Below are 16185 nucleotides of genomic sequence, written 5' to 3'. Positions count from 1 at the left end.
GAAAGAATGGTATTATTATTGCGAAATTTAAATTTCCTTTAATCATCTAAAAAAACTACTTTTGGTTTTTGTTAAAAAACATTGAAATGCATAAAAATCAGTATTTAATATTCTCTTTTCTATTTATATTTTTCGTTTCGACGATTGCCGCACAGGAAAATACAATGCATCCTAAAAACGAATTTAGAGGTGTTTGGATCGCCACTGTAGTCAATATTGACTGGCCAAAAACAAGCATTGATAACGTAGAGAAAGAAAAAGCTGATTATCTTGAGATTTTAGAAGCATACAAGAAATTAAATTACAATGCCGTAATCGTTCAGGTTCGAAGTGTGGGCGATGCCATTTATCCTTCTGAATTTGCCCCTTGGTCTCGTTTTTTAACTGGAAAAGAAGGTTTAGCTCCAAATCCGTATTACGATGCATTGGCATGGATGATTGAGCAGGCGCACAATCGTGGATTTGAATTTCACGCTTGGTTAAATCCTTATCGTGCGACTTTCGATTTAAACAAAAACCTTTTAAGTCCGGGACATGATCTTTTTAAACATCCGGAATGGATGATTGAATACGGCGGAAAATATTATTACGATCCGGCTTTACCGGAAGTTCAGGCGCATTTAACAAAAGTAGTTAAAGAAGTTGTGGACAAATACGACATTGATGCCATTCATTTTGATGATTATTTTTATCCGTATGCTGTTCCCGGGAAAGTATTTAACGACAACGCTTCTTACCAAAAATATGGTGCAGGTTTAAGCCGTGCCGATTGGCGTCGTGCCAATGTGAGCAACTTTGTACACACTATTTCGACAACAATAAAAGACAGCAAACCTTGGGTTCAATTTGGAATTAGTCCTTTTGGAGTTTGGAGAAATAAATCTCAGGATCCAAGAGGTTCTGAAACACAGTCAACTTCTAATTACGATGATTTATATGCAGATCCAATGTTATGGATGGATCAAAAATGGATTGATTATATTCTGCCTCAATTGTATTGGAGTATGAACAATACAAGAGCATCTTACTCCAAATTAGTAAAATGGTGGTCAGAAAATGCAAAAAACACCGCTATTTACATTGGTCATGCTTCTTATAAAATTAGAGGCGACTCAGATAAAAGCTGGAATTTTATGACTGAAATCCCAACACAGGTTGATTTTCTGAGAACCTTTAAAAACGTGTCCGGAAGTGCTTATTTCAGCTCAAAGTGGTTCATGGGTAAAAACTTCGATGTGGTTCGTCATTTAGAAGAAAATCAATATAAATATCCGGCACTTCCTGCAGCAGTTCCAAACTTAAGACATGTAATTATTGATACACCAAGACTAATTGAATACAACAAAGACAGTATTCGATACAACTTTACAATAAAAAGTCCGCTAAATACGAAAGTTCGTTATATGGTGGTTTATGGAGGCGATCATATCTCAAAAATCGACATTAACGATGCTACAAAAATTGTTGAAAAAGTAACCGTAAAAGAAGTTGACGGAAAAATTACTTTCTCAATTGCTGGTGGAAAACTAAATCTGTACAAAGCCTGCGCTGTGACTTTCATTGATTATTACGCCAACGAAAGCTCGCCAACTACAATCGATCTAAAAAAACCATTTAAAAACTATACACCTGCACAACCAAATGAAAATAGATAATAAACCTTGGTTCTGGATTCCACTTCTGAACTTTGCATCTGGATTGCCTTATGCCATAATTATTTCAGTTTCGGTAATTATGTACAAAAATCTGGGAATTTCAAATGAAGATATCGGAGTCTACACCAGTTTATTATATCTTCCGTGGGTAGTAAAACCGCTTTGGAGTCCGCTTATTGAGTTAATCGGAACCAAAAGAAAATGGTTTTTATCAATGCAGTTATTAATTTCGACCGCCTTTTTACTGGTCGGATTAGCCATTCCAACCAACGGATTTTTCATGATGTCGCTGGCCATATTCTGGGTTGCCGCTTTTGCTTCGGCTTCCAATGATATTGCAACAGACGGTTTCTATTTATTGGTTTTACCGGAAGACAAGCAATCTTTCTTTATCGGAATTAGAAGTACTTTCTACAGACTTTCGATGCTTGCCGGAAACGGATTGGTGGTACTTTTTGCAGGATATTTGGAACATAAATATGGAGACAACACAAAAGCCTGGTCTTACACAATGATTTGTGTTGGTTTGTTAATGACATTTATTACGGTTTACAATTTCATTTTTACACCAAAAAATGAAATTAATGCTGTAGAAAGCAAAAAAGAAACTCCTCATCAAAATTTTGGAACCATATTCATTAGTTTCTTCAAGAAAAAACAAATCGGATTAATCCTAGCCTTTGTTCTGGTCTTCAGATTAGGAGAATCACAACTGCTTAAAATGTTAAGTCCTTTTTTATTGGATGGAAAAGAACTTGGCGGAATGGGATTAGATACGGAAGCCGTTGGAATTATTTACGGAACATTTGGAGTTGCAGCATTAACGTTAGGCGGGATTTTAGGCGGAATTGCTATTTCCAGACATGGTCTTACCAAATGGATGTTTCCAATGTTTTTAGCCATGCATTTACCCATTATTGGTTTTATACTTTTAGCATTTTTTCACCCGACATCAATTTATTACATTTATGCCGTTGTGATTTTAGAACAATTTGGTTACGGTTTTGGTTTTACAGCGTTTATGATGTATTTGATTCATGTTGCCGAAGGAGAATCCAAAACAGCACATTATGCATTGGCAACTGGTTTTATGGCATTAGGAATGATGCTTCCGGGAATGTTGAGCGGTTATATTCAGAAATTTTTAGGCTATCAAAACTTTTTTATTTGGGTTTTAATAGCGACAATTCCAGGTCTTATTTTATCACGTTTTTTAGTTTTCCCGAAAGATTTTGGGAAAAAATCATAAGAAGTTTAAATCCCAAATCAAACTCTTACATATGGAAATCAATGAAAATTTGCAGGCCGAACGAAATCTGAAAGGAACTGAGTTCGAGAAAAATGGAAATCTTGAAAAAGCAATTGAATTGTATGAAGAAAATGTCGCAGAAAGCTTTAAAGGAAATCACCCTTACGATCGACTGGCAACGATTTACAAAAATCAAAACGATCTCGACAACGAAATTAGGGTTTTAGAAAAAGCCATTTTGGTTTACGAAGAAATCACACTTGTAGACCGATTAGAAGGTTTACCAAAACTTTTCCGATTCAAAAACCGATTGGAAAAAGCCATTGAAACCCAAAAGCAATTAGCCAAACAAAAGAAGGCAAAATTGAAATAGTTTTTTAAACACATAGAAACATAGAATTATTTTATTTAAAAAAGAGAAAAAAAAGAGAAACTAGTTTCCCAAAACATAGCTATGCCTTTAACTGCTCTAAAACTATTTCTATTTTTCAAAAATTAACGCAAAAACAAAAAAGCTATAAAATCATGATTCACATAAAACAAACAAACTCAGATGATATTGATTTTATAAATCTAGTTGTTATATTAGATCAAGAATTAGCCGTTAGAGACGGTGAAGATCATGCTTTTTACAATCAGTACAATAAAACAGATAAAATAAAGCATACCATTGTTTATTACGAAGACGGAATTCCTGTTGGATGTGGAGCTTTTAGAGAGAAAGAAAGCGGTACGACTGAAATCAAAAGAATGTATGTTCATCCTGATTTTCGAAATAAAGGAATTGCATCGAAAATTTTAGCCGAATTGGAAATTTGGGCTAAAGAAGCTGGTTATACTTATACCATTTTGGAAACTGGCAAAAATCAGCCGGAAGCCATCAATTTATATCAAAAATTAAATTACACCATCATTCCAAATTATCCGCCTTACGAAAAAATGGATAATAGTGTCTGCATGAAAAAGACTTTATAATAATGAAAATCACTGCCGAAGCATTAAAACAAAAAATAGGGCAATTCTTTTTCCCTGCCGTTTTCATCAACGATACCGAAGAAAATATTCTGGAAACGGAACGTTTAATCAAAGAACATAATATTGGCGGACTGACTTTTTTCCACAGCCGTGCGAGCGCTGCAACCAATTATGAAAGCAAGAAAAAAATTGTTTTCAACGATGACAGTTACGAAAAAATCAAAGCATTAATCGTTCGTTATCAAAAAGTCGCACCTACTCCACTTTTAATTAGTATTGATGCGGAATGGGGTTTAGCAATGCGTATCGAAAAAACACCGCAATATCCTTATGCAATAACGCTTGGTGCTTTACCAGAAAACAAATCTGATTTGGTTTACGAAGTTGGAAAACAAATTGGTTTAGATTTAAAAGCTGCTGGAATTCAGTATAATTTATCGCCTTTGGCAGACATCAACAATAATCCAAATAATCCCGTTATTGGGTATCGTTCTTTTGGCGAAAACAAAGGAAAAGTAGCCGATTTTGCTGTTGAATATCTAAAAGGAATGTCGGAAGTTGGCGTTTTAGGTTGTCTGAAACACTTTCCCGGACATGGAAATACGAATGTCGATTCGCATTTAGGATTACCAGTTTTAAAGGAGACTTTAGAAGAATTGATGGAAAACGAATTGTATCCATTCATTAAAGGAATCGAAAATAATGTCGATTCGATTATGATTGGACATTTGGCTGTTCCAAGTTTAAATGACGGAAAAGATACTTCGGCAACCTTATCAAAAGCTGTTATTCAGGATCTTTTGCGTAATAAATTAGGTTATGACGGCTTAGTAATTTCAGATGCTTTAAATATGCACAGCGTTTCGAAACTGTATGAAACCAAAGGCCAATTAGAATGGGAAGCCTTTAATGCAGGAAATGATGTTTTATGCTTTGCTGAAAATGTTCCTGAAGGAATTGAAACGATTTATAAAAATGCTTCTCCAGACCGTATTTTCGAAAGTTTTAACCGAATTATGAAAGCTAAAGAAAAAGCTGGAATTCTTTCTGGAAACACAGCTGTTTCAGGCGAATTAGATTTCGAAAAAACATCAAAAATAAATTTAGAAATTGCTCAAAATGCGATTACAACGATTATTGATAATTCAAGTTCAGAATTAGCATTTGAAGCTCATAAAAACAACAAATTAGCCAAACTTAGTTTATATAAAAATACTGAAAATACATTCTTTAAAACTTTAAATTCAGAATTACCTTCTCCAGAATTTGCTTTTGAAAATTTAGAAGTTTCAGAGATTTCATCTATCAAAAAAGAATTAGAAAATTTTGAAACTATTTTAATTTCATTATTTGTTCCAAAGGCAAAACCGCTCAACAATTTTGAAATTGACAATGAAGTTTTAGAATTGCTTTCTGATTTACTTCAAAACAAAAAATGTATCGTTTACGTTTTCGGAAATCCATATTCTTTACCCTTAATTCCAAATCTGAAAAAGGCTTCAGGACTGGTGGAAGCCTATCAGGATTTTGAAGAATTTCAAAAAACTGCAGGAATTCAATTTTTAGCAAAAAATAGTTCAAACGGCGTTTTACCCGTAAACATTGAAATTCAATAAGTTAAAACACAAAATAGTCAAAATTTATCAACTTATAAATATTAATAATCATATCTTATTGTAAAAACCTGCACTTGTACCCTATTTTTGCACCAGAAATAAATATTTAACGTAAAACGAAAATTATGTCTTTAGTAGGAAAAAAATTCCCAAGTATTGCAGTAGATGCTATCTCAGAAATGGGTGACAATTTAAAAATCAACATTTTTGAAGAAGCAGTAAACAACAATAAAAAAGTACTTTTATTTTGGTACCCAAAAGATTTTACTTTTGTATGTCCAACAGAATTACACGCCTTTCAAGCTGCATTACCAGAATTTGAGAAAAGAAATACTATCGTAATTGGTGCTTCTTGTGATACAAACGAAGTTCACTTTGCTTGGTTAAATACTCCAAAAAACAATGGTGGAATCGAAGGTGTTACTTACCCAATCTTAGCAGATACAAACCGTAACTTAGCTAACATTTTAGGTATTCTTGATATCGAATCTACAAGCTACAGCGAAGATACTGATTCAGTTATCATCGAAGGTTCAAACGTAACTTACAGAGCTACTTACCTAATTGACGAAACTGGAAAAATCTTCCACGAAAGCGTAAACGATATGCCATTAGGACGTAACGTAAACGAATACTTAAGAATGGTTGACGCTTACACTCACATCCAAACTAAAGGTGAAGTTTGTCCAGCAAACTGGGAAGCTGGTAAAGAAGCTATGTCTGCAGACAGAGTTAGTACTGCTGAATACTTAAGCGCTAATTAAGCTTCTAAGGTTCTTAGTTGCTAAGTTAACTTTTGAATCTTATATAAAAATTCTACAATAAAAGTCGAGAGATTCTAAGATTAAACTTAGATCTTAGAATCTCAAAGACTTAAAAAAATCTATCAAATAAATCCACATAAGTTATTCGGTTCGAGAGCAAACTTAGCATCTTAGAACCTTAGCAACTTAGTGTCTTAAAAATAAAAACTATGTTAATCGACTTAAACGAAGATACGTTAGCAGATTTAGTTGCTAAAAACGAAAAAGTAGTAGTACAATATTCAGCTTCATGGTGTGGAAATTGCCGTATTATGAAACCAAAATTCAAAAAATTAGCAACAGAAAATGAAGCTATCACTTTTGTTTTGGTTGATGCAGAAAATTCTCCTGAATCAAGAAAATTAGCTAATGTGAGCAACCTGCCAACATTCGCAACTTTCGTAAACGGACAATTAGTTGGCGAAACACAAACCAACAAACAAGAAGTTTTAATCGATCTTGTAAACGCAATTGCTTAATTCATCATTTAAAACTCCACAACATGAAATTACCAGTAATTAAGCATTTAACGCAATTCATCGAAGAAAACGATCAGGATTATATCATTGAAACGATCGAAGTTCTGGAAGCAATGACCGAAATTCCTTCTCTTAAAGATGAAGAATTAGACGTGATAGGTGAATTGATTTCAAATATGTATGGTGCTCTTGAAGTTCAAAAACTTGTAGCACAAGGAACAGACAAAAAAGAGGCTCTAAATACGTTCATGAAACGTGTATTAGGTTCAATCGATAAATAAATCGACCTCCTTCCCAAGAATAAACAAAAAACAAGGCTGAGAAAGCGTTTCTAATTTTAGGACGCTTTTTTTGTATTGTGGTAAATGGCACACGGATGACACGGATTCACTTCGTGAAGTCGCGGATCTAAACGGATTTTTTTGTTTTTATGAGAAAATGTTATATAAAAAAATCCGTTTAGATCCGCGTTTTTGTGTAAGCAAATCTGTGTGATCCGTGTCCAATCAATATGCAAACTAGGATAGAAATCCATCTCCTTAATCTCTCCTTAAACCCATAACAAATACTTTTAGATTCAAATATTAATCCTTACTTTTGAACCTCATTAATTTTAAACAAAAATCATGGCATCTATCACATTAGGAGGAAATCCAGTTCATACATCAGGCGAATTGCCAGCAGTTGGATCACAATTAGCTGACTTCAAATTAGTTCAAAACGATTTATCAGTTGCTTCTTTAAGTACTTTCGCTGGTAAAAAATTAGTTTTAAATATCTTCCCAAGTGTTGATACAGGAACTTGCGCAACATCTGTTAGAACTTTCAACGCAAGTGCAAGCGGATTAGAAAATACTACTGTTTTATGTATTTCAAGAGATTTGCCTTTTGCTCAAAAACGTTTTTGCGGTGCCGAAGGTTTAGAAAATGTAGTAAACTTATCAGATTTTCAAACTGGTGCTTTTGGTAAAGCAAACGGTCTAGAAATCGTTGACGGGCCTCTTGCAGGTTTACACTCAAGAGCAATCATTGTTGTTGATGCTGACGGAAAAGTTGTTCACACGGAACAAGTTGCCGAAATTGCAAACGAACCAAATTACGAAGCTGCTTTGGCTGCGCTATAATATTTTCCCTTAAATGGAGTTTCAAAAAGACAATACTTTTGTTACAGGTCGTTTAAAAAGCATGACTTATGCATTTAAAGGAGCTGTAAAATTGATTAAAACAGAACACAGTATCATGGTGCAGTTCTCATTGGGAATTATCATGACCATTGCGGGGTTCTATTTTCACATTTCACAAACCGAGTGGCTGTCCCAGACATTTGCCATCGGTTTGGTTTTAAGCATTGAAGGATTAAATACGGCAGTTGAAAAAATTGCCGATTTTATCCATCCTGATTACAGCAAACGAATCGGTTTTATAAAAGATATTGCTGCAGGGGCAGTATTTTTTGCTGCAATGACTGCAATAGCAATAGGCTTGATTATTTATATTCCAAAATTTATTTAGGCAAAGGAAAACGCAAGAATGGCAAAAAATAAAAAAGAAACTGTAGATAAAAAAAACGACAAACAACAAGGAAATAAAAGATCCTGGAAGATGAACAAACCACAGAAATTTGTTTTGGGCTGCCTTTTGGTTCTTTTCTCCATTGCACTATTAGTTGCATTTATTTCTTTTTATGTAAATGGACAATGGCAAAATGACCAAAGTGTCGTAAATCAGCTTGGTGACCGTACAGAAGTTGCAGAAAATTGGCTCGGAAAATTCGGAGCTTATTTAGCTGATTTGATTATCTATAGAGGTTTCGGACTTGCTTCATTCATTTTTGTACGTTTGTTTTTCCTTACCGGAATGTTTTTGGCTTTAGAGCTTTCGACTCAAAAGTTAAAAAACACCTGGTTTTGGGACATTTTTGCCATCATAATCGTTTCAATTTTATTTGGTTTTTTCGCCACTTCTGCCCCTGAATTAGGCGGTACAATTGGTTACGAATTAAACTTATTTCTTCAGGATTATATCGGAAAAACAGGTACTCTGCTTACACTACTTTTTGGTTTAATTGTATATCTGATTTTCAAAATCAAATTATCTCCGGAAAAAATTCAATCTTATTTTGATTCTACTAAAAAAGAATTCAAATCGGAATTAGACACTTTAAAACCAGCTGTAAACCAACCTGAAAGCGCTTATAACTTAGAAGAATTTGCTATTAAAGAAGAAATTGAAAGTGATCCTGAAATAGATGATATTCACATCAAAACGGTTGACACTCAATTCGAACTTAATAAAGAAGCCTTAAAACCAACCATTTCTCATTCGTCTGAAATTGAGTTAAATCCTGTTTTAAAACCAATTACCCCAAAACAAGAACTACCACTAGTTTCTCCTGACGAAGCTTTTGTAATTGAAAAAGCCGAAGAAGAAGATATTATTGAAGAAAATCTGGCTTCTCGCTTAGTTGCCGATTTTGGATTATTTGATCCAACTTTGGATTTATCCAACTATAAATTCCCAACCATCGATTTATTAAAAGAGTATTCGACTGGAGGAATTACAATCAACCAGGAAGAATTAGAAGAAAATAAAAACAAAATTGTAGATACGCTTCGTAACTACAAAATTGAAATTGCACAAATCAAAGCAACTGTTGGACCATCGGTTACTTTGTATGAAATTGTTCCGGAAGCCGGAATCAGAATTTCAAAAATTAAGAGTTTAGAAGATGATATTGCGTTGTCATTATCAGCATTAGGAATTCGTATTATTGCGCCAATTCCAGGAAAAGGTACTATCGGTATTGAGGTTCCGAACAAAAACCCAACTATGGTTTCTATGAAGAGCGTAATTGGAGCTGCAAAATTTCAAGAAGCAGAAATGGAGCTACCAATTGCATTAGGAAAAACCATTTCAAACGAAACTTTTGTTGTCGATCTTGCCAAAATGCCCCATTTATTGATGGCAGGAGCAACCGGACAAGGAAAATCTGTTGGATTGAATGCGGTTTTAACTTCATTGTTATACAAAAAACATCCGGCAGAAGTAAAATTCGTTTTGGTAGATCCAAAAAAAGTAGAACTTACGCTTTTCAATAAAATTGAAAGACATTATTTAGCAAAACTTCCAGATACCGAAGATGCTATTATTACTGATAATGCAAAAGTCGTAAACACTTTAAACTCACTTTGTACCGAAATGGATAATCGCTATTCTTTATTAAAAGATGCGATGGTTCGTAATATTAAAGAATACAACGAAAAATTCAAATCCAGAAAACTGAATCCGGAAGCCGGCCACCGATTTTTACCTTATATCGTTTTGGTAGTCGACGAGTTCGCTGATTTAATTATGACAGCCGGGAAAGAAGTTGAAATCCCAATTGCCCGTTTGGCTCAGTTAGCTCGTGCTATCGGAATTCACTTAATTATCGCGACACAAAGACCTTCTGTAAACGTAATTACAGGTTTGATCAAAGCCAATTTCCCTGCCAGAATTGCCTTTCGAGTAACTTCGAAAATCGATTCAAGAACTATCCTGGACACACAAGGAGCTGATCAGTTAATTGGACGAGGAGATTTACTTTATACCAATGGAAATGATGTTGTGCGTGTACAGTGTGCCTTTATTGATACTCCGGAAGTTGAAAAAATTACGGATTTTATTGGCGGACAAAAAGCATATGCTACAGCTTATTTACTTCCAGAGTTTGTTGGAGAAGAAACTGGCATTAATCTTGATATAGATATTTCCGAAAGAGATACTTTATTTAGAGAAGCGGCAGAGATAATTGTCAATGCCCAGCAGGGTTCTGCTTCTTTATTACAACGAAAACTAAAATTAGGATACAACAGAGCCGGTCGTTTAATTGATCAGCTGGAAGCAGCAGGAATTGTTGGTCCGTTTGAGGGTAGTAAAGCACGCAGTGTAAACATCTTAGATTTAAGTGCTCTTGATCAGTTTTTTAATAATGAACAAAATTAATCCAATCATGAAAGTAAAAATTCAAGAAATCAACAACAATTCTATCACAAACATGACTAAAAAGTGTTTTCAATTAGCAATTATTTTGCTTTTGAGTTTCACTTCTGTTCAGGCTCAGGATAAAAAAGCTAAAGATTTATTGAACGAAGTAACTTCAAAAATTAAAAGTTATGACAATATTGTTATTGACTTTAAATATTCTTTGAATAATGCTAAAGAAAACATTAACCAGGACAGTAAAGGAAACGTTACGATGAAAGGCAATCAATATGTTTTGAATTTCATGGGTGTGACTAAAATTTTTGATGGTCAAAAAACCTATACAATCGTTCCTGAAGACGAAGAAGTTACTATTTCTAAAGTAAACGAGAAAGATGACAATGCCATCACTCCATCAAAAATGCTTACTTTTTTCAATTCAGGTTATAAATACACGATGGATATTGTACAAAATGTAAAAGGGAGAAAAATTCAATACATCAAATTAGTTCCAACAAGTGGAAAAGACCAAAGAAAAGAAATTCTTTTAGGTGTTGATGTTCAGACCAAACACATTTATAATTTGATTGAAACTGGAAAAAACGGAACAAAAACAACTTTAACCGTTAATTCTTTTAAAACCAATCAGCCATTATCAAAAAATCAATTTACATTTGTAGCGAGTAAATACCCGAAATACTACATTAATAAATTAGATTAATCAGAAGGTTGAAAATTCTAGACAAATACTTATTAAAAACATTCTTACTTACATTTACCACGGTATTTGTAATCTTATTTTTCATATTCATACTGCAAACAGTATGGCTATTTATATCAGAACTAGCAGGTAAAGATCTCGACTTAATATTGGTTGTGAAATTCCTGCTTTTTTCTATGCCTCGTATTATCCCGCTAGTACTTCCTTTATCCGTTTTATTGGCTTCAATTATGACCTTTGGTAATTTAGCAGAGAATTATGAGTTTGCTGCAATGAAATCATCAGGAATCTCACTTCAGAGAGCTATGCGGGTGTTGATTATCTTTATTTTCGTTTTAAGTATTGTTGCATTTTGGTTTGCCAATAATGTTATTCCGTATGCAGAATATAAATTCGTAAACTTTAGAAAAAACATTGCACAAGCTAAACCTGCTATGGCTATTGTTGAAGGACAATTTAATGACGTTGGCTTTTATAACATTAAAGTTGTAAAAAAATCGGGAGAAAACGGAAACAAACTTACGGAAGTAACCATTCATGAAAAGCCTAATAATATGGGCGAAAACAAAACAGTTATTAAATCGAAAACCGGTGAACTGGTAAGCAGCGAAAAATCGAGCATTCTGAAACTTGTTTTAAATGATGGCTATTATTATCAGGATGTTACTCCTAAAAAATATGAAGATCGTGCAAAGCTACCCTTCATAAAAGGAAAATTTAAAAAACAGATTATCAATATTGACTTATCTGAATTAAACAAGGTTGACGACAGTAAAGAAAGTATTGCTGGTACAAATGCCATGCTGAATGTTAATGAATTACGTTATACTTTAGATTCATTAAACAAAAATCTGGATAATGAAATTGTCTCTTTTTCTGAAAACATCAATCAGCGTGTTGGAATTCGCAAATTTTCTTCTGCCATACAAGCCAAGAAAAAACAATTACCAAGCAATCTTATGTCGATGTATTCCAACAAAGACAAAGTAGATATTTTGAAAATGGCAGGAAGTAATGTTACCAGTAACATTTATTCGATCGAAACTACACAAAAAGACCTAAAAGACAAACAACGCGAAATTAACAAACATTTGAGTGCATTATATGAAAAGTTCGTGATTGCCTTCGCCTGTTTCTTAATGTTCTTTATTGGAGCTCCACTTGGTGCTATTATCAGAAAAGGCGGACTTGGACTTCCAATCGTATTTGCTGTATTAATTTTTATCACTTTTCACTTTATTAATACTTTCGGAAAAAGATTATCGCAAGAAGGTGGTATGACTCCGTTTATGGGATCATGGATGTCATCGTTTATCTTATTGCCATTAGCGATTCTTTTAACCTATCGCGCAACAAACGACAATGGATTAATTAATTTTGACGCGATTACAACTCCGATTTCACAACTATTTCAGAAAATTTCCGAGCGGTTCTTACCTGCTCAAAAGCAAAAATAATTATGTCAACAACAAAAATACAACTAAATACCATTGAGGAAGCTATAGAAGATATTCGTCAAGGTAAAGTAATCATTGTAGTCGATGATGAAGATCGCGAAAATGAAGGTGATTTTTTGGCTGCAGCTGAAAAAATAACACCAGAAATGATCAACTTTATGGCTACTCATGGACGCGGTTTAATCTGTACACCATTAACAGAAAGCCGTTGCAAAGAACTTGATCTTCGCGCCATGGTTACCAATAATACAGATCATATGGAAACCGCTTTTACCGTTTCTGTTGATTTAAAAGGAAACGGAGTTACAACCGGAATCTCTGCTGCAGATCGTTCCAAAACAGTTGAAGCTTTAGTTGATCCAAATACAAAACCACATGATTTAGCCCGACCAGGACATATTTTCCCTTTAATTGCTAAACAAGGTGGTGTTTTGAGAAGAACAGGCCATACCGAAGCCGCTATAGACTTTGCACGTCTGGCCGGATTTAAACCTGCTGGTGTTATCTGCGAAATCCTTAATGAAGACGGCACAATGTCTCGTTTACCAGAATTAATAAAAGTAGCTAAAAAATTCGATCTAAAATTAGTTTCGATTGAAGATTTAGTTGCTTACAGAATGCAGCACGACAGTCTTATCGTCAAAAAAGAGGATTTTGATATTGAAACCCGTTTTGGAACTTTCAGATTAAGAGCATACGAACAGACTACCAACAAACAAATACATATTGCACTAACTAAGGGAACCTGGAACCTTGGAGAGCCTATTTTGACCAGAATCCACTCTTCTCAGGTGAATAACGATTTATTAGGAACTTTGACCAATAATGCAGAACAACAGTTAGACGATATGTTCAAAGTAATTAACGAGAACGGAAAAGGCGCTGTTATTTTCATTAATCAAGACATGACAGCAGTTAATCTTTTAAATCGAATTTCAGAGCTTAAAACACTTCAGTCACAAGGAACCTTAAAAGCTCCCAAAGTGATTATTGACAGTAAAGACTATGGAATTGGAGCTCAAATCCTTCACGATATAGACATTTCTAAAATCAGATTAGTTTCTAATACTGAACAAACAAAACGCGTCGGAATGATTGGTTATGGTCTTGAAATTACAGAATACGTTAATTACTAATATGGGAACAGTAGAAGAAAGAATTTTAAAATCGGAAACACGAATTTTTAAAGCTGTTTTCCCTAGCACGACTAATCATTACGATACTTTATTTGGAGGAACAGCACTCCACTTAATGGACGAAGTAGCGTTTATTTGCGCTACACGCTTCAGCCGTAAAAAAGTAGTTACAATCTCAACAGGTCAGATTGACTTTAAAAAAGCGATTCCTGCCGGGACTTTGATTGAATTAGTCGCAAAAGTAGATAGCGTTGGAAGAACGAGCTGTAAAATTCACGTTGATATTTTCATGGAACAAATGTATTCCGAGCTTCGCGAAACGGTAGTTTCCGGAACTTTTTCGTTTGTTGCAGTAGATGAAAACAAAAAACCAACACCAATTTTAGACGATTTAAATTAATTTTAAAAAAACTTACTTTCGGAAACACTGGTAATTAAGCACTTAAAAATTATCTTAAAAAACTTCAAAAAAAAGTCCGAAAAAAGTTTTTATAACCGAAAAACCGTCTTATATTTGCACCCGCAATCAGGCAATGATTGCGACATACTGGAGAAATGGCAGAGCGGTCGAATGCGGCAGTCTTGAAAACTGTTGACTGTAACAGGTCCGGGGGTTCGAATCCCTCTTTCTCCGCCAGTAGGAGTTTCAAAAGAAACTTTAAAAGTCAAAAGCCTTTAAACACTAGTGTTTAAAGGCTTTTTCGTTTTTGCAGACTTTTCAAAAAGCACATGTTTTATCAAAGAACGGTTACCCTATTAGTTACCCAGTCATTTTTTGAATCTTTTTTCTAAAAAATGGGTAACTAAAAAGAAAGAATTCCCCGAGAATTCCCTGCTATCAATGGGCTCTCTTAAAATTTTTAATTCAATTTGATTATTAATTTTAAAACTAGATAACATGTTAAAAGTAATTTTTTACCAGAAATCCGACAGAGTAAACAAGAACGGCGAATCTCCCATCTATGCGCGTTTGAGTTACAATGACAGACAAATTTCAATGTCAACCGGACAATCCATCTTAAAAGAAAGGTGGGCCAGCACTAACAACCTTAGAAACCAGCTTAAAATTGAAAAGGAAATAGTAATCAAAAATCTACTAGATCTTTTCCAGCTTAATGCAGCCAAAAAATTCACTGAACTCTTCAGAATTGATCCTGAGGTTAACCTTCAATTATTAAAAGCTGAAATTACAGGTAAAGCCCAAATAGAACAGCCACAAGGACCTACCATAATTGAAATTTTGGAAACATACAATATATATTTCACCAAAAGAGTGAGCTCGGGAGAACGTGCTCCAGCCTCACTGCAGAAATACAAAAGAGCCAAAGATCTGCTTTTAAACTTCATTAGCAGCACCTACAAACAAGAAGACATGCTAGCATCTGAGTTATCAAGCTCGTTTGTATTTAAACTGGAGCAGTTCCTTAAATATGACAGCAGTTTTAAAGATCAGACAGGCATCAAAAACAATTCGGTGGTAAAATATATGAAGATGTATAAAACTGCATGCAATTACGCCATTAAAATGGACTTGATCATAAAAAACCCATTCAACATTTATGACGGCAGGCTGAGCGTAAAAGATGCTGTTTTCTTAACCCAGCAGGAACTGAATACAATCGAGAACAAAATATTTCCAACTCCCCGTCTGGAAAAGGTGAAGGATATATTCCTTTTCAGCTGCTACACAGGTTATGCCCCTGTCGATGCCTTGGAGCTCACCGAAAGAAACTTATCCGAAGATTCAAATGGAAACTTATGGATTATGACAAGCAGAGCCAAAACTGCTATTAGAGCCAATGTTCCAGTACTGGCTACCGTTGAAGAAATTATTGCCAAATATAAGAACCAGCAGAAAGGTCTTATCCCAAAAATTTCCAACCAGAAAATGAATGCGTACCTTAAGGAAATTGCTGATGTCTGCGGCATAAACAAACACCTTACCTGGTATGTTGCCAGACATACTTTTGCAACCACAGTTACTTTAGGAAATGGAGTAAGACTGGAAAACGTATCAGCCATGATGGGCCATACCAATACCAAGCAGACGCAGCACTATGCAAAGGTTTTAGATGTTAATATAATGGAAGATATGGAAAAACTTAAATCTAAGTTTAGGTGAATCGTATAT

The 16185-nt window shown here is 34.5% G+C and carries 16 protein-coding genes and 1 tRNA gene; all 17 read left to right on the top strand.

Annotated features, from left to right (window positions below; genetic code table 11):
* Positions 1–86: 86 nt before the first annotated feature.
* The 17 genes from ACFS3A_RS00930 (at position 87) to ACFS3A_RS00850 (ending at position 16176) form a co-directional block, all read left to right on the top strand.
* Entirely contained in the window at positions 87–1655 is a 1569-nt protein-coding gene (locus tag ACFS3A_RS00930) for a family 10 glycosylhydrolase (protein WP_379823315.1), read from the top strand.
* The gene (locus ACFS3A_RS00925; RefSeq protein ID WP_379823314.1) at positions 1642–2904 is read left to right on the top strand and encodes an MFS transporter; all 1263 of its coding nucleotides are present in this window, start codon (positions 1642–1644) and stop codon (positions 2902–2904) included. The genes ACFS3A_RS00930 and ACFS3A_RS00925 overlap by 14 nt, the downstream gene beginning before the upstream one ends.
* A gap of 31 nt (positions 2905–2935) precedes the next feature.
* Positions 2936–3277, top strand: a complete 342-nt coding sequence (locus ACFS3A_RS00920; protein ID WP_379823313.1) for a hypothetical protein — start codon at positions 2936–2938, stop codon at positions 3275–3277.
* A 152-nt stretch (positions 3278–3429) separates the two neighbouring features.
* Positions 3430–3879 (top strand): GNAT family N-acetyltransferase, encoded by a 450-nt coding sequence (locus ACFS3A_RS00915; RefSeq protein ID WP_379823311.1) that lies wholly within the window; start codon positions 3430–3432, stop codon positions 3877–3879.
* A gap of 2 nt (positions 3880–3881) precedes the next feature.
* Positions 3882–5495, top strand: a complete 1614-nt coding sequence (locus ACFS3A_RS00910; protein ID WP_379823308.1) for a glycoside hydrolase family 3 protein — start codon at positions 3882–3884, stop codon at positions 5493–5495.
* Positions 5496–5620: 125 nt separating this feature from the next.
* Positions 5621–6259: a peroxiredoxin gene (locus tag ACFS3A_RS00905; RefSeq protein WP_053471125.1), complete on the top strand. Its 639-nt coding sequence runs from the start codon at positions 5621–5623 to the stop codon at positions 6257–6259.
* A gap of 209 nt (positions 6260–6468) precedes the next feature.
* Positions 6469–6777: a thioredoxin family protein gene (locus ACFS3A_RS00900; protein ID WP_007805605.1), complete on the top strand. Its 309-nt coding sequence runs from the start codon at positions 6469–6471 to the stop codon at positions 6775–6777.
* Between the two features lie 23 nt (positions 6778–6800).
* A complete protein-coding gene (locus tag ACFS3A_RS00895; protein ID WP_008462029.1) occupies positions 6801–7058 on the top strand; it encodes a DUF6952 family protein in 258 nt (85 codons plus the stop codon).
* Between the two features lie 345 nt (positions 7059–7403).
* Positions 7404–7901 carry a thiol peroxidase gene (tpx, locus tag ACFS3A_RS00890; RefSeq protein ID WP_289665663.1) on the top strand — a complete coding sequence of 166 codons (498 nt, stop codon included), beginning with the start codon at positions 7404–7406 and terminating at the stop codon, positions 7899–7901.
* 13 nt (positions 7902–7914) lie between these two features.
* Positions 7915–8289, top strand: a complete 375-nt coding sequence (locus ACFS3A_RS00885) for a diacylglycerol kinase family protein (RefSeq protein ID WP_379823307.1) — start codon at positions 7915–7917, stop codon at positions 8287–8289.
* Positions 8290–8307: 18 nt separating this feature from the next.
* Positions 8308–10761 carry an FtsK/SpoIIIE family DNA translocase gene (locus tag ACFS3A_RS00880; protein ID WP_379823305.1) on the top strand — a complete coding sequence of 818 codons (2454 nt, stop codon included), beginning with the start codon at positions 8308–8310 and terminating at the stop codon, positions 10759–10761.
* 7 nt (positions 10762–10768) lie between these two features.
* A complete protein-coding gene (locus tag ACFS3A_RS00875; RefSeq protein ID WP_379823304.1) occupies positions 10769–11461 on the top strand; it encodes a LolA family protein in 693 nt (230 codons plus the stop codon).
* Between the two features lie 8 nt (positions 11462–11469).
* Positions 11470–12918, top strand: coding sequence for an LptF/LptG family permease (locus ACFS3A_RS00870; protein ID WP_379823302.1), 1449 nt, complete (start codon positions 11470–11472; stop codon positions 12916–12918).
* A gap of 2 nt (positions 12919–12920) precedes the next feature.
* Positions 12921–14054: a 3,4-dihydroxy-2-butanone-4-phosphate synthase gene (gene ribB, locus ACFS3A_RS00865; protein WP_289665653.1), complete on the top strand. Its 1134-nt coding sequence runs from the start codon at positions 12921–12923 to the stop codon at positions 14052–14054.
* Between the two features lies 1 nt (position 14055).
* A complete protein-coding gene (locus ACFS3A_RS00860) occupies positions 14056–14454 on the top strand; it encodes an acyl-CoA thioesterase (protein WP_379823299.1) in 399 nt (132 codons plus the stop codon).
* A 149-nt stretch (positions 14455–14603) separates the two neighbouring features.
* A tRNA-Ser gene (locus ACFS3A_RS00855) sits at positions 14604–14691 on the top strand.
* Between the two features lie 261 nt (positions 14692–14952).
* Positions 14953–16176 carry a site-specific integrase gene (locus ACFS3A_RS00850; protein WP_379823297.1) on the top strand — a complete coding sequence of 408 codons (1224 nt, stop codon included), beginning with the start codon at positions 14953–14955 and terminating at the stop codon, positions 16174–16176.
* Positions 16177–16185 lie beyond the last annotated feature (9 nt).

It is taken from the genome of Flavobacterium notoginsengisoli, assembly GCF_042686225.1.
In the GTDB taxonomy this organism is placed as follows: domain Bacteria; phylum Bacteroidota; class Bacteroidia; order Flavobacteriales; family Flavobacteriaceae; genus Flavobacterium; species Flavobacterium notoginsengisoli.
This window is presented reverse-complemented; position numbering and strand designations above follow the sequence as displayed.